The 16,459-nt window shown below is 41.6% G+C and carries 8 protein-coding genes; 3 read left to right on the top strand and 5 right to left on the bottom strand.

All coding sequences use genetic code 11. The features are described 5' to 3' along the window. Nucleotides 1–89: 89 nt before the first annotated feature. The gene (locus QQK00_RS03705) at nt 90–2,645 is read right to left on the bottom strand and encodes a glycoside hydrolase family 2 TIM barrel-domain containing protein (protein WP_284216127.1); all 2,556 of its coding nucleotides are present in this window, start codon (nt 2,643–2,645) and stop codon (nt 90–92) included. A gap of 9 nt (nt 2,646–2,654) precedes the next feature. Then, nucleotides 2,655–4,139 carry an arylsulfatase gene (locus tag QQK00_RS03700; RefSeq protein WP_284216126.1) on the bottom strand — a complete coding sequence of 495 codons (1,485 nt, stop codon included), beginning with the start codon at nt 4,137–4,139 and terminating at the stop codon, nt 2,655–2,657. Between the two features lie 409 nt (nt 4,140–4,548). Here QQK00_RS03700 and QQK00_RS03695 point away from each other — a divergent pair, with 409 nt between their 5' ends. The 3 genes from QQK00_RS03695 (at nt 4,549) to QQK00_RS03685 (ending at nt 8,561) form a co-directional block, all read left to right on the top strand. Then, nucleotides 4,549–6,390 (top strand): FAD-dependent oxidoreductase, encoded by a 1,842-nt coding sequence (locus QQK00_RS03695; protein WP_284216125.1) that lies wholly within the window; start codon nt 4,549–4,551, stop codon nt 6,388–6,390. A gap of 124 nt (nt 6,391–6,514) precedes the next feature. Beyond that, nucleotides 6,515–7,513 carry a hypothetical protein gene (locus tag QQK00_RS03690; RefSeq protein ID WP_284216124.1) on the top strand — a complete coding sequence of 333 codons (999 nt, stop codon included), beginning with the start codon at nt 6,515–6,517 and terminating at the stop codon, nt 7,511–7,513. A 301-nt stretch (nt 7,514–7,814) separates the two neighbouring features. Next, nucleotides 7,815–8,561 carry a type 1 glutamine amidotransferase domain-containing protein gene (locus tag QQK00_RS03685; protein ID WP_284216123.1) on the top strand — a complete coding sequence of 249 codons (747 nt, stop codon included), beginning with the start codon at nt 7,815–7,817 and terminating at the stop codon, nt 8,559–8,561. Nucleotides 8,562–8,857: 296 nt separating this feature from the next. On the opposite strand, the gene QQK00_RS03680 is transcribed toward QQK00_RS03685, so the two are convergent. From QQK00_RS03680 to QQK00_RS03670, 3 genes are all read right to left on the bottom strand, one after another. Then, nucleotides 8,858–10,453, bottom strand: a complete 1,596-nt coding sequence (locus tag QQK00_RS03680) for a hypothetical protein (protein WP_284216122.1) — start codon at nt 10,451–10,453, stop codon at nt 8,858–8,860. A gap of 86 nt (nt 10,454–10,539) precedes the next feature. Beyond that, nucleotides 10,540–14,163: a TonB-dependent receptor gene (locus tag QQK00_RS03675; protein WP_284216121.1), complete on the bottom strand. Its 3,624-nt coding sequence runs from the start codon at nt 14,161–14,163 to the stop codon at nt 10,540–10,542. A 395-nt stretch (nt 14,164–14,558) separates the two neighbouring features. Beyond that, the gene (locus QQK00_RS03670; RefSeq protein ID WP_284216120.1) at nt 14,559–16,445 is read right to left on the bottom strand and encodes a right-handed parallel beta-helix repeat-containing protein; all 1,887 of its coding nucleotides are present in this window, start codon (nt 16,443–16,445) and stop codon (nt 14,559–14,561) included. Between the last annotated feature and the right edge of the window lie 14 nt (nt 16,446–16,459).

The following is a 16,459-nucleotide window of genomic DNA, read 5'->3' as shown; positions in this document are numbered from 1 at the left end:
TCACCCTTGACCTGTACCGTCCACTCTTGACTACACTAAAACGCACGTTCTATTCTGATTAACGCCGCTACTCTGTTGAGCAACGACGACTAATGATTAGCAATCAATTTAGGTTTGCTATTATCTAAGGTAGCTGGCGCAGTGTTCTTTACGCTATGAATAATCATCGCCTTAGAAACAAGTCCGTCACTGGTCGCCGACAAGCGAATATCACCTTCTTCATCTGTCGCCTGAATCAACACCATAACTTTACCGTTAAAAGCCCTCCTCTCTGGTGCAACATGATGGCTATGGTCAAGAATATCGCCATTTTCGATACCAATAATTTTTCCTGGGCCTTCTAATGAAAAACTCAACAGGCTATCAGCATTTGGTACCATAACACCGTGCTTATCAATGACATCTACAGCAACATGCACAACATCACGTTTATTCGCTTGTATCGTCGACTTGTCAGCGAAGAAATTCACACTACTAGGTTTGCCGGAGGTACGTATAACTTTTCGTAATTCTGTTGCCTTTGATCTGGCAACTACTTCAATCTCGCCGGGCGTATAGGGTACTTGCCAAACAATTTGCATATCATCTGTCATCGCCTTAGTACCAAGTGACGTTCCATTTAAAAACATCTCGGCTTCATCTAAGTTAGTGTATACAACCATGGGGATCTCTACCCCTTCCTTGCCAGGATGCGTCCAATGCGGCAGCACGTGTACCATTGGTTTGTCTGACCACTGGCTTTGATACAAATAATACCCATCCTTTTCAAAACCAGCTAAATCAATGATCCCAAAGTTTGCCGTACGCGCCGGCCAACCAAAAGACTCACCTAAATAGTCAAATGCCGTCCAACGATACGTCCCTAACAAATAAGGTAGCTTTTTAGACAACTTAATTTCATCACGAATATTCATCCGCACAATTGCATTGTCGTATGACGAATCATAAAACTTGCTTGCTTCTGGAAACACTTCTTGTTCACTCAAATCGGGAACCAAAAACACCTTGTCTTTAATTTTATTCCACTTACCTATAGGGTCATCTTTTTCCCAAGGCGCAGGGTTGTCACGTGTTCGGTAGGCCGTTTTCGTTCTGTAAACACCGCGTGTTTGTAGGGTATGCGTAATTTCAGTTCCGACCATCGTGCGCTTAGGGTATTTTTCATGATATTCCTCTAAAAACCCCTTAAACTCTCCATGCCCGTTAAAACCGGCAATATCATCGTAGCCCAGCATATAGCCTCGACCTTGTGTTATTGGCCGTGTGTCATCTAGTGCTTTTACAAATTTCACCAGCTCTTCCTGAGTTTCTGATGTCTTGCGAATCACCTCGTTGCCAATGCTCCACATTATTATGCTTGGGTGACTCCTGTCTCGTTTAATAATGGCCTCAAGATCAATTTGCCACCATTGTTCAAAAAACAACCCATAATCGTAATCTGCTTTTTCGGTTTCCCAACCATCGAACGCTTCGTTCATGACCAAGAATCCCATTTCATCCGCTAAATCGTAAAAGATGGGCGCAAACGGCGTATGTGCTGGACGAAGAGAGTTCATTCCCATCTCTTTTAGCTGCATTAAACGCCTGCGCCACATGTCATCTGGCACCGCAGCACCAACCGGTCCGCCATCATGATGAAAAGACATGCCTTCTAATTCCAACGGTTCATTATTAAGTAAAAAGCCTTTGTCTACTGTGTAATCAATCGTGCGAATTCCTACGCGCGTTTTTTTAAGATCAGTGCGTTGTTCGCCCTTAAAAATCTCTGTATGCAGCGAATATAAATATGGGTCGGTCGTTGACCAAAGTTTTGCGTCTCGCACATTCAACACTGTTTTGTCCAGCGCGACGTCTTCACTTGATTCATTGACTAAGGTAGACGCATTGGCAACTAACTTACCGTCAGCGTCAAACAACTTTTGCTGCACACGAAAAGGTCCTTGACCTTTGGCTCCATGAACTTCCGTGTCTACTAAGACTTGCGCTTGTTGACTATCAAAGTCGACCTCGCCCGTACGGGCAAATACGCCGTCTTTAGGCACGAATGTTTGGTCAACAATATCTAACCATACGTGGCGATATATTCCAGAGCCTGTGTACCAGCGACCGGTTGGCGCTTGCTCGTGATCAACTCGCACTGCAATTTGCGCTGAATCAAAGGGTTTACCCCAAACACCTTTTAAGTATTTAGTTATGTCATACGAAAAACTCACATAGCCATTTGGACGATGACCGACATGTTGTCCGTTGACCCACACGTCTGAGTTAAGGTAAACACCATCAAAACGCAGAATTATTCGCTTGTTTTTCCACTCACTTGGGATTTCAAGGTTCTTTCGATACCACGCAACCCCGGTAGGTAAAAACCCACCGCGCCACCCAGCGGGGTGTGCTTGCGAGTACTCGCCGGTAATACTGTAATCATGCGGTAAGTCGACCGTTTGCCACGCTTTATCATCAAAATATGCGCCTTTAGCAGCGGAAACATCACCAAGGTGAAATTGCCAATCGAAGTCGAAAGGAATGTTTCGTTCAAACGCAAACGTTTGTTGTTTTTCGTTACCACCACTTATTTGAGTATGAGTATCTGCGCTCGTGCACGCAGTAGCTAAAAGTAACAATATAAGGCATAGAGAGTTTTTCATGATAAAGCCCTACTTAATTGACCACTTAGGGTTTGATACATGCGCTTCCGTAAACGACTTCTCAAAAGCGGCGACAAGGTCAGGTCGTTGCGCGGCCAGATCATTCGTTTCGCCAATATCATGTTGAACATCGTAAATTTCGATTGGACCAGTAAACATCGGTTTACGTACAGCTTTATAATTGTTCTTCCTTATGGCTTGTGCGGACCCCCATTCATAAAACTCCCAATACAGGAACTCATGTATTGATTGATTTTCTTCGCCCAGTATAGTGGGTAAAAAACTAATACTGTCTGTATTCTTCGGTGTACTTACGCCCGCAATATCTGCAGCCGTTGCCATAAAATCGCCAAAGTACGCAATATGATCTGTTTTGTGATTACTAATTACGGTGCCTGGTCCCCACGCAATCATAGGCACTCTGATACCTCCATCATATAAATCTCGTTTTTGTCCCCGCAATGGGCCATTGGAGTCAAAAAATTCAGGATCATTTCCGCCTTCGCTATGCGGCCCGTTGTCAGATGTAAACATGACAATTGTGTCGTTCTCGATGCCCAATGCGTGCAATTGATACATAATTCTGCCTACGCCTTGATCTATATGATCAACCATTGCAGCATAGCCCTTCGCGGTATCGGGCCATTCTTTGTCTGCATACATACCGTAACTTGGTACTTCCATGCCATGAGCCCAATCGTAATGATCGGATTCATTATTTGCGTGAGGTTGAATAAGTGATAAATACAAGAAAAATGGCTTATCAGCATTGTCTTTTATGAAAGCCTCAGACTCTTCAAAGAACAAATCACCCGCATACTCCTTTCTATTTTCGGGTTTAGTGACTCCAGCAATAAAGTCGCTATAAATAATCGGTGTAGGTTCAGTTTTATTGGCTAAATATACCTTTTCATCGTTACGCCATAGCCATTCAGGATAATGATTGTGCGCGTGTACTTGATTAGTGTATCCATAAAAATAGTCAAAACCTTGCTTGTTCGGTAATCCGGTACTCCCTTCATCACCTAAGCCCCATTTACCAATGATCCCAGTGTGGTAACCCGCCGACTTTAACACTTCTGCAACGGTTTCATCTTCGGGTAGTAGCGGCATTTCTACTCTGCCATTCCCTCGTATCGGGGTATGCCCCAAATGTTGACCTGTCATCAACACAGATCTTGACGGTGCACATACGGTTGCACCTGAATAAAATTGAGAGAATAAAATTCCCTCTTTTGCCAATTGATCTAGATTAGGTGTTTCGATCTTGGTTTGCCCATATACGCCAAGATCACCATAACCCATATCGTCAGCAAGAATAAAAATGATGTTTTTCTGTTTACGCACTGGTTCGCTATGTTCAGGAATAACATTTGTAACTGAGTTTTCGCTTTTTGCTCCAAGCTCAGATAATTTCTTGCTGTCAGAGCAAGCTGTAGCAACAATTAACATCCCACAAACTATTGAAATAAACCCCAGATTAATAGTTTTCATTGCGTAAACCTCTTCCATAAATTTTGTTAGTCAGCCGTAGTTTCATCAAGTGTTATCAATATATAACACCAAGCAAATAATGTAAACGTGTACATTTAACATTCACTTTACCATGCACTCAATAAAAAATATTTTTCGGATCTTAAAAACCGACATAACGTCCACATAAGAATAGCACCACCCTCCATTAAAAATAGTGAAAATTAGAGTTTTCAACACCTAACAAAAATTTCTTAAAACCAAGATATAAAAATTAAAAATGTATACAATAAATTAACATAATAAAGAATTATTACTCGTTATCGTATTGAAAAACCAAACGAGTGTTATCGTTTACATTCATTTAATAGTTACGTAATATTGAGTGGTATTCAGTGACTAATGCAATATTAAAGATTGAGGAAGTAAAGTGGATAGAAGAACATTTTTACGTATGGTAGGTGGGACAGCGGTCGTTACCGCCATTGCTCCTACATACGGTTTTGGGGCGCAAGGTTTTGATGATAAAGGCGTATTAGTTGAAGCCTGTCACTTTAATGATTTCGGTGGATGGTTGCTTGATACACAATTTTATCAACAAATGGGCGGCAATCATCTTTTAGCGCATGGTATGGGTGTTCCTGTTAAAAATGCTAAAACCAATATCAAGCTAAATACAACAGGTACATGGCATATATTCGTTCGAACAAGAGATTGGTGCCCCGGAGATTGGCCGTCGCCAGGTCAATTTAAATTACATATCAACGGCAAGACAATGCCCAACGTGCTTGGTACAAAACCGGGATGGGCATGGCAACAAGCAGGTTCTTTTGAGCACAAAGCCGGCAATATAAACATCGAAGTTGAGGACCTAACAGGCTTTGAAGGACGCTTTGATGCAATTTATTTTTCCCGTTCGCCCACACCAAATTTACCTGTATCTTCAAACGATTTATACCATTGGAAAGATAAACTGTCTGGCCGGAGTAAATTGAGTATTCAAGAAGATGATTTCGATTTAGTTATCGTTGGTGGCGGCATTGCTGGATGCGCTAGTGCTTTGACAGCCAGCGCTCAAGGTTTAAAAGTGGCATTGATACAAGACAGGCCAAAATTTGGTGGCAATGCTAGCGACGAAATACGGGTGCATACCGAAGGAATACATGGTAAAGGTGAAGCGCTACTGCGTACGCTAGATACAGAACACTGGCCAAATGGTCACGAACATGCCAAGTTCGACCAGGAAAAGCGGGAAAAGACGATGGCTAATAGTAAAGTACATCTCTTCCCTAACTTTTCTTGTATTGGGCTTGAAAAGGAAGGTAAACGCATCATTAGTGTGGACGCAAGGAATACGCGCACTGGTATTATTCGCCGCTTCAAATCGCCGCAATTTATTGACTGCAGTGGCGATGCCTGGTTGGCATATTGGGCAGGCGCCGAATATCGTTATGGACGAGAAGCATCAAGTGAATTTAACGAAGTATGGGAAAAGCATGGAGAATTATGGAGCCCATCTGAACCTGATAATCGCATAATGGGCACCAGCATCCTATGGAACAGTGATATTGGACGTTACCCGACAGACTTTCCAAAAGTGCCATGGGCCATGCCAGTTGCTACCAAAGATGCCGCATTAAAAGGCGATTGGGATTGGGAGTTTTCACATGATAATTTACATCAAATCGAAAATGCTGAAAGCATAAGAGATCATATGTTTAGAGCGGTTTATGGAAATTTTTATAATGCCAAAAAGCGTCCTAAAAATAAGATGTATCAACTAAAATTTGTTGCTTTCATTGGCGGCAGAAGAGAGTCTCGCAGAATAATGGGCGACCACATATACTCAATGCGAGATGCCGTAGACAAGCCTGATTTCCCAGACATTGTGGTCGAAGAAACGCGTGTATTAGATTCACATTATCAACTCAAGCACCATGGGCATCATGCAGATTATCGTTCTGAAGCCTTGTTTATGAATGTTGGAATGTACTACATACCATTTAGGTGCTTTTACTCAAAAGACATAGACAACTTAATGATGGCGGGTAGAAATTTCAGTTGTACACACATAGGGCTGGCAGGGCCCCGTGTGATGAACACCTGCGGTCAAATGGGAATCGCTACTGGATTTGCAGCTGCTTTATGCAAAAAACATAAAACAAATCCACGGACAGTGGCGAAAGCGCACATCGATGAATTGCGGAAATTGATAGGCTATACAGAAGAAGGGAGTGCCAATGGTAAGGTCTCTCGTGCTACATCAGCCTAAACTTCCCCATTGGGGTACGTTTTGCTCTGCTTGTACAATCACGTTATGTAACTTAAAAGGCTGTTAGTGCAGCCTTTTCCTTTTGGCGCTACCCTACCCTAAAAATAAGAAGGCATACCCTATTTTGAATCGGACATTTGTAAATTTCAGCTTAATTTTTATTGTATTAGCGCTTGTAGTAACGGGCGTGCTTGCATTCTTCTTCCCATTTTCACTGCTTACCGCAAGAGTACACATCGCCTTTGCTTGTGCAGCAATTATATTTTTTTCCATACATATTGCACAGCGATACACATTTTTTACGTTTGCTCTGTTTAAAAATATAAAGAAAACTAGGCTGTTTATAGCGCTAAGTGCCGTATTCTCACTGTTCTTAGTTATTAGCAGCTACTATAACCTTCAACCAATTCATTGGCTTGTATCAAATAGTTATGAACATAAACGCTTCAACGAGATTGTTAGGTCTTCGTCGAGCGTTTACTCAGCGTTTGAGAAAACAACATTCTCGCTTATCAAAACCAATGAAACCTGCGGCGCAGGCTCCGAAAACCTCGCACTGACGTTAACGGCAGCTTTTCACCCAATGGTTAAAAATAAACTAGCCTTTGCCGTATGGGCAGAATCAACGTCAGGATCCCTGATAGAGAGTTTATACGTGTCGCCATCATTAGCCTACTCAGACTCACCCGAATGGCATGGGCAACAAACCGCTAGGCATCTAGTTTTACCGGTCTGGCGCAATAAATACACCTTAATTTCTGGTATTGACAGCGATGGGAAAGTCGATCAATTTACTGGGGCAACTAAGAATCACCAGTTCAGCTTAGAAAACTACCTAAAAGAAAACACACATGAAGACTATGTGATTTACGCGGAAATAAATATTCCTGCAGATACTAATGAAGCATGGCCTGATGACCTACTTGGGCAACCTTCTATACTTTATTCCGCTTATATATCTCACGACCCCACCAAAAGGCAACATGCGATATTGGAGTTAACTGGGCACGGTGGTTCAACAACCAATGACGGCAGCATTCAATATCGATTCGATAAGTCCATCGATGCCGACAAGTGGGTAGACTTAATACTGGTCTCCAGCTATCCGTGCACTAAGCAATAGTCTAGCGAATCAAGCTATGATGCAAAAATGCGGCGCGGCTTGACTCGCTTGCGTGTTAAAGGTTTGCGTAATATATTGGAAAAATTGAAAAAACAAATACGTGATCTTGGGATGAAAACGTCATCCACAGAACGTTATATAATATGATTGTTACCCACTACAGGAAAACTACAGCAACGCTACACGATTATCTCCCACGTATAGTTGTCGTTTATTTAACAAGTTAAGTACCTCAGCATTTAAACCTTTTCGTCATTTGTCTCGTCTAAAGAGTGATTTTAGTTTTTTATAAAGGAAAATAATGAAATTCTTAACCACTATTTTGTTAACTGCTGTCTTGCTTGCCACAAATGCTATTGCGGAGCCTACAAAGAAAGTACTGATCGTCGCATCTAATATGGTAGATATGGGAGATCCTGAAAAGCATGATGCCAGAAATAATTTGTGGGAATTTGCACCTCCTTATCACATTTTTGTTAGTCATGGTTTTGACGTTGACTTTGTATCACCAAAAGGTGGGGAAGTTAAGTTTATGATGGACCCTCTAGGCATAAGTAGTTATACCATCAAACATGAGGGTTTCTTAGAAAAAGCGAACAGTTCATTCTCGCCTTCTCAAATCGATCCTAAGGACTATTGGGGCATATTCATTGGTGGTGGCTACGGTGTAATGTTTGATGTTGCAGATAACAAAAAAATCCATTCCATTATTCGTCGTATCTATGAGTCAGAAGGCATCATAGGAGTTGGTGGTCATGGCTCAGCAGGAATCGCAAACGTGACATTATCTAACGGGGAGTTTTTGGTGAAAGGTAAAAAAATAGCCGGATTTCCTAACTCCACTGAAATATCTAAGCCATGGGCAAAGCAAGGTACACTACTGCCTTTTCTTATTGAAAGTCAGCTTAATAAGCATGGGGCTATCGCTCAAAATAAGAAAACCCTAAAAGACAAATATGCTGTGATCGCAGATAAACGTATTGTATCAACAATGTTTTTGCCTTCAGCCGCACTTGTAGCAAAAGAAATGATAATCTTAAAGCAGTAGCAACAGCACTTAACAAGTTCCCAACTGACTCTAAACAGCTGACTAGTGCTCGCTCTTCGCAATTTGAGCCAGTTGTTTATCAATCGTTTGCAGGTTCAAGTGAACCCTTTATCGCGTTGGTAGCTGTTCACGAGGAGAACGTTTTGGCTAGGCTAGTAGCATACGAACTAAAAAGTTTGAGCCGCTGAGAAGTGAAGTATACATATTCGATCAAACGGTTAACGAGAACTATAAAAAAGCCTGTCAGTAACATACTGACAGGCTTTGCATAGCACATTAATGAAGCGATACTGACATTAAAAGGTCTGTACTTTGTACAATGCCACATTGTCAATCAACAAGTCGCTTGCGACAGCAGGATCTGACTGAGGAATACGATAAATGAAGCGCATTGACGTATCGTCGCCCCACAATGGCGCGTCAAAGGTGCCCGATACAAACTGCCACTCATCTGACACTTCAACATCAAGGGATGGGTTGTCAAACGTCGCCCAACTCCCCGTCCAAATAGAAAGCTCTAAACTAAATTTTGTGGCGCTACCACCAAGATTTTTCACCCAGCCAGAAAATCCAATTTGTCCCGTCCCAGTCCCTAGTGGACGTATCGTAAGATTAGGCTCGGACGCTGCATCCCACTGAATACCTTGTAAAAAGTGAGATGCACTGCCATCACCAGTTATGTGTAGGGCATCGCCCTCAATACCCACATTCGGCAGAATCTCAGACGTTAAACCGTCCTTATTTTTCCAATACCAACCTTTGAGCGTATCAGAAAAGTCACTATTAAGTAGACCATCACACATGACGTTTTCAGCAATTTTCACGCTGATCGTTTTTTGCTTACCCGATTCGCTATTTGCAGTCACTTGAACAACTTCTGCACCTGCCTGACCATCAGCGATGGATATCATTGCTTTTGCACCAGATACCGGTGAACCATCCTCAGTTAGGCCTTCCATCGGCATGATTGAAATCTTTTCCGATGTAGATGACCAAGTAATAGTATCCGCAAAGTTACGCTCAGCCGGTGCATTTACTGCAGATAGCATATGAGCGCTACAATCAGCTAATGTCAGCGTTTTACCAATAGAGTCTTCTACTACGCCATGATGTAAAGATACTGCATATGAAGACGTGAAGTTATTTGTTACTTCAATCGGCAGAGTTACCGCTTTCGTTGGGTCATCTTGAGGCACACCAACTAATTCGGTCATCCCTTCTGTAATACCGACAATTTTTATCGAACCAGATTCCAACACAGTAAAGCTAGCAAATTCATTACCAATCGTTACGCCCGTCTCGAGCGTTTCACCATCAAGTGTCCAATCAATCGCTTGATTTGTCGAAAAAAATGGTTCGAACACACCAGACACTTCAAATTCGACCTCGTTCGTGGGCGGAATTTCCATCGATTGCTCACTCAATGTAAAACTTTCAACGGGATGAGAGACACCATTCAGCGTAATATTCAACTTCCGTCTTTGTTCTGTGCCATCTTCATTTCGTGGCGCACCTTTTCCGTTTTCAATGATGTACTCATATTCATATGTAATAGCGTTACCGAATTCCACAACGTGCAAAAATTCATCGGTATTTACTGTCACATCTGTACCATTGAAAGTAATACCTAACGGCGGTGGAGGGTTATCACCAAGAATAATTAAGCTTCTAATAATCACGGACTCAGTCCCTTGAAGATTAGCACCGTCAAGTAAACTCAAACGGTGTGTACCCGATACTTCGTCTAATTCAATGTTTCTTGGGCCATCCCAACTAACCGCGGCAGTGCCTGTCAAACCTGTTTGAAAACCTTCATCCGCACCGCCACATCCAGCGAGTGCTGTTGCTACAGCTGTAGCAAGAAATAATTTTTTTAGTAAGTTTGTATTCATCTTACTTCTCCGTTTTTCGGAGAAATGCTTTTAGCACTTCTCCATTGTAACTCGTTGTTGATCATTCAATTGCTTATTAATCAATGTTAAAAATCTACGCGTACACTGAAACGATATTGACGCCCACTTTTCGACAAACTAGTAGTTTTACTAGTATCAACATTGCCGTCTCGCATTGGGTCACCTTCAGAAAACAAGTTGTCTACTAATCGTGAAGTGTCAACATTATCAATCGTTGATGGCATAAAAACGCCGTCATCACCTGTGATACCAATCACTTCACCAGTATCATCAAGGAAGTTACCTTCTGCATTTTGAACGAACCCATCTTTGATGCGATCAGCGGTGACAAACTGACGATTGACGTCATCTGTCAAGTTCAACGCTTGGAATGAAAGGCTAACATTTTGACTTACCTTGTATGACGCACTAAAGTCAAGACGGTTTGTCGCGTCCTGCCAACGTCTATATTGACCAGAGGGTCCTGTGTATTGGATACCGTTATAGCGATGCGCTAAACGAAGTGATATTCCTTCATATTCCCAAAATATGGCTGTATTAGCTGAATGGCGAGGCGTATATCGCATAGGGAATGTATCGAGCAGTTCACCGGTCAATTCTGACGCTTCAGGATCACTTTCAGAATCTGCAAACGTATAGTTCATACTTAACCCCAAACCTGACCATGCGCCAGGTAAGCTATCGTATGTATCTACATAGTTAACTTCAAATCCTTGTGTTGTCGTTGATGCGCCATTACGTTTGGTGCCAAGTCTTAATTCGTCACAACCAAACTGCCATTCTAGCGCTAAACGCCATTGAGTTTGACGCACTGGCATACATCCGTCTGCCGGCGTTTGACCATCTGGAATAATCAACAGGTCTTCTAAAGAAATAGTTTCTAAATCATATTGCTGACGAATATCTGCCCAGTAATACACTTCATTTACTTGCTGAATAAAGTCTTTCATGTCTTTTCTATACAGCGTAAATGCAGCTAAGCCGGTATCATCAAAATACCATTCAAAAGATAGATCTAGGTTATCCGACTTAAGCGGTTTCAATTGAGGGTTTCCAACACTCCCCCACCCCCTGTCTGCCCAAATGGATTCGACAATTTTTGAATCGGGTGAAATATCATTAAAATTTGGTCGTGTCATTGTGCGTGATACGGCAAAGCGCGTAATGATTTCGTCATTTAGCTGATAATTTAGATTTAGACTTGGCAGCAATACTGAGCTTTCACTCCCGTCTTCAACTGAAAAATTACGTAGCCAGTTACTAGCAACATTCTCACCGGTAAATTTATTTGAACCCGCTACTTCTACAGAATCCGTAGTATTGTCTACCCAGTAGCGAACACGCCATGGATATCTAGGTCCACTAAATAACTCAAATTCAGGGTGATCACGAAATGAATCGTTTTGCAAAATTTGCTGTACGTTGCCATCTGCGCCATAAACCACATCCAACATTTGGTAAAAACGCGTGCGCTCTAACTCTTCTGCGGAGACAGTACCATCAGCACCGGGGACGGGAATTGTGTCCGTCGGACCATTCGCTTTTGCTCCCCAAATATGCGTAATTCTAGGTTCGTAACAACCGCCAACTAAGTCATCGACACTTCCGTCCAATTGCGAATAGTCACAAACCGGTAAGCTTTCGTTAGCTAAGCCCTTGCGATAAACGATGTCATAAGGCGTCAAGTGATTAGCATTCTTATCGAAATTTACTGATGTATAGCCTTGCACTGCCATTTTTGTTTTGACATAACGTAAACCAAAATCGCCGCGTAATCTGCCATCCATCAATTCAAAATTCACCTTTCCGTATAGAGAGTGATTATCTTGTTCTATTTTCTTAGTACCCGCAGGATTGGGAATTAAGCGTACATTCGGTTCTTGAAATGCAATACTTAACGCCTTTTCAGGGTCAATAAAACTCCACCCTTCTTCTAGGCCAAATCCATCTGCAGCGACGCCATGCATAAAATTATTGACCGGAAAAGCGTTGGGACTAATAAACTCAGAAGCACCTATAAATTGAGGAGACAGTAAATTTACGACTTGTTGGCCATCTTCATTAAACGCTGGTACTGAAATATCACTCAGGCTAGCTTTGTCAATAAAGACGTCTTTCACTCTTTCAGAGTACTTTGCCCCAAATTCGAGCGTTGTTATAGGTCCCAAGTCTAAATCGTAGTCAAAATCTAAAAAGACCGACTTATTTGTATCAGTATTATTATTTTGATGCTGATTTAACCCGCCAAGATGTTGTGATGCCAAATCAAAAGGCATGAACATGCTAGTGTGATAGTAAGTCCCTCTTTGCCCCTCAATACCTGGTTCAATAAGCGCACTGCCACTGTTAAATACAAAACTACAAGGTCCAGTAGAACAATCAATGCCAACGGGCTCAATCGCCTGCCCTTCTAGAAGATTTGGCTCACCAGCCAATGTGTTCCATGTCGCTGTAGATGCACTTAAGTTGCGTTTACTGTCATCTTTTGTTCTTGACATTCCAGCAGTCAACTCGACACTGAGTTCGTCTGTTGCTTGATAGTTTATCTTTAGCGTCGCAGCGTCGGTCGAGACATCTTTTCCACCAATACTTCTATTCAGGCCACCTTTTGTATTAAAGTTTGTATTTTTTACTAGTACTCTTGTTGCGGTATCTACCGTCCACCAATCTTCTTGAGGGTGTTCTGCAGCATTATTGGAATCACCACGAGTAAGGCTTGTATTTACGCTCATCGAATGACTATCAAATACTAAATCTTGCTCTGCTCGACTCAAATCGAGTTGAATATCTAATTCAGATGTCGGTGCGTATTGCAGCCCTAAATTAACGGTACGACGATTTCTTTCATTTAGATTTAGTCCGAAGCTATTGAACCCTCGATGGAAGGCGCGCATATCTTCTGTAATGACTTCACCATTTGACAAGTGACGTGCGCGACCAGATTCGACATTAGCTAAGAACTCATTCCAACCAGAAAAGAATGAGTCACTTCTAGTATTTTGGGTTTCATCAGCAAATGTCAAAATCGCGCCAAAAGTGTCGTCAAAAAATTTGTCTGACACTGAAAAGCTTACTTTTCCGTTTACATCATCGGAATAGTCGTTGTAACGCCCCTGGAGTGTCACAGATGCACGCCGTTCACTAAGTTGAAGCGGTTTTACTGTACGTAAAATAACATTAGCGCCCAACGAACCTTCATCATGATCTGCTGACGGCGTTTTAATTACATCGATGGACGACAAGATATCCGAGGAAAACTGACTTAAATCAACACTTTGTCCAAAACCTGGATCCGCACCATTTCCATTTAAACCACTCGTTAAGGCTACGCCATTTAGCGACACCTGATTCATATCGGCTTGTGCGCCACGCACGGAAATTCTGGTACCTTCACCATCTTCTTCTTGCACAGTAACACCAGTGATTCGTGATAAAGCATCACCAATATTCTGATCCGTTGATTTACCAATGTCTTCTGCATGTATTGAATCGACCACGCCATCAGCAAAACGTTTACGGTTAATCGCTTTTAACAAGCTGCCTTTAAACCCTTTAACGCTGATAACCTCAACGGTATCTTCTTCTACTGTCGATTGATTATCTTCTTGTGCAACATCATCAGCAGCAAATGCATTCATTGAAGCTAATACTGCAAGCGTCAATGCGCTTATCTTGAATTTGGACGCCATTTAAGATCTCCCCAGAAATATGAATACTGAAAGCATATAGCCATCAGAAACGTCTTGTTACTTTAGCCTTAAAATGTACACGTTTACATTTTAAAGATAAAGCATTTTTATTAATTATTTGTAAATTAATTGGAATTAATGCGTTAATTCGTGAAAGAAAAGTGAGTTATTTTCAAAAATATTTTAATTTTTATGATTAAAACTGATACCAACAAGGTATAAAACACCCTAGACAAGTAAAGGTTTACATTTCAACCTAAACGCGCAGATATGTTTTACAGTGCAGTTAGCATGAGATGATAGAAAAGTCTTTAATGAAAATGTAATGACGACCCATATAGCAAATAAAAATGGGACGCCATTACACGGTTGGAAATGGTAAATGTTAACCGGCCTTATTCGAAGCCAATAAACTCATTATTATCTTCAATGTTTATGTTGTCTGAGTGTTCAATATTAAAAAACTCTTTTTCTATCTGTCTTTCCGGATAAGCTTGCGTTTTAACAATCTTATTATTGCGAAATATCAAACCGTCCACAGAAAACAAATCTAACAATAACCCTTTGTCGTAAACATTAAACGTATTGCCTTCAACAAGTATATTTTTGTTATATCTTGCTTTATCTTGGTACTCGTCACTTATGCCAGCTGCCACATCTAAAACTGAATTACCCCATACCCCAAAAACGGAGTTGTCGAATACGTTGTTTCGAATTACTGCGTCACTGACACCTCCCTGCTCAAACCAAAAATTTGCATCCCCCTCAAATAGAATCGCTGCGCCTGGAGAATGAAAATAATTGTCTTCAACCAATGTTTTCCCTCGACAATTTAATAACATACCTCGTGCGCGATTTCTTCTAATGATATTCCCTTTGATTAAAACATCTGGATAGTCTCTCACTTCCGCGACTGAGTCCCCTACCTGAAAACGTTTATCAAGTGTATCGACAAATTTTACGCGCGTGATCTCTTTACTCAAACGCTCTACTTCCGCAACTTTATTAGCACCGTATGTAATCATACTTGGCCCCTGCACTAGTTCTAGCAAATCGCCTTTATCAATAAATTCGAAACCATACTGATGCGGATGCTGAACCCTCACATCAATTGTTTTGTCATCAAGAATGGTGTCTACCATGGCATAAATACCATGAATATTGGTAGCATCGTCTTTTTGATTCTCAAATAAATTGTTCACCAAATTGATTTCACCAGAGCAATTCACAAAGTGCGTTGCATCTGCCGTTGTACTTATGTACCTTGATTTAGATGGTGTTACTGCGCTATTCTTCACAGTTACATTGTGACAATTCTCGCCTAAGATACCCATGCCGCCTGCGTGATGTATTGTAATATTGTCGAAGATCACATCTTCGCTGCCAGTAAGTGTAAAGCCAACGTAATCTCTTCTACTGGGGGCAAATGTCATTATGTTACCGACCGTCCCACTAAGCTTTGGATGAAAAATTCTAACCCGTCGCTCACCAGGCAGGTGTTCAGCCTTTACCGCATTGCCTATCCATAGGTCATACACCATATAGGCGGTTTCACGTTTTTCCTTGTCAAATTCGAGTAGGCTCTGATAACCATACTTCTTTTCTACATCTTTACGTCTTTCTAAACGCTCAAAAATAGGATATCCCGGTGGAATTTCACGAATGCCAACAAATTGAAGAATACCTGCAGGCGTAATTTCGTATGGAAATTCTTCGCCAAACGCCAAGTCCATGCTGCCATCATCCACCGCTAATATTTCCGCCTCTTGGTGAAATGGTCGTTCAAAGTCGATTGAAAAATTTTTAAAAGTGATCCCTTTTGCGTCTCTCACCAAAAAAGGATTCATAAACCCGTGGAAGATAAACTGTGAACCTTGACCATCGATTTCTAATTGGTCGAGACCTTCAATCGGAAAACCTACTCGCTTTAACCCTTCATCGTTATTACTGATAAACAAATAATGTTCTTGCGCGCGAGTCGGATAAAAATCATAGCGCCCCTTCGGAAAAATAATTTTTGTCACGCCCTTCTTTTTAGCTTCTTCAATGATCTCAATTATTTTATATGTACTGTCAGATCTATCATTAGCTGTAATACCGCGGTCAAGCACATTTATTGACTGTCGCTTTACTGTCGATGTTTGTTTTAAATTTCCTTCATTCGCAACGCCATTATTTGCCTGCGTAACGCTTACGCCACAACCGCTAATACACGCAGCGACCAACACACCCAGACACAGCCTTGCCGGTGTTATACGACCCATCAACCTTTTTCTAAACATTTTTCTACCTTTGT

It is taken from the genome of Agaribacter marinus (assembly GCF_030160655.1).
Taxonomy (GTDB): Bacteria; Pseudomonadota; Gammaproteobacteria; order Enterobacterales; family Alteromonadaceae; genus Glaciecola; species Glaciecola marina.
Note: the sequence above shows the minus strand (reverse complement) of the source record. Positions and strands in the feature narration are given on the sequence as shown.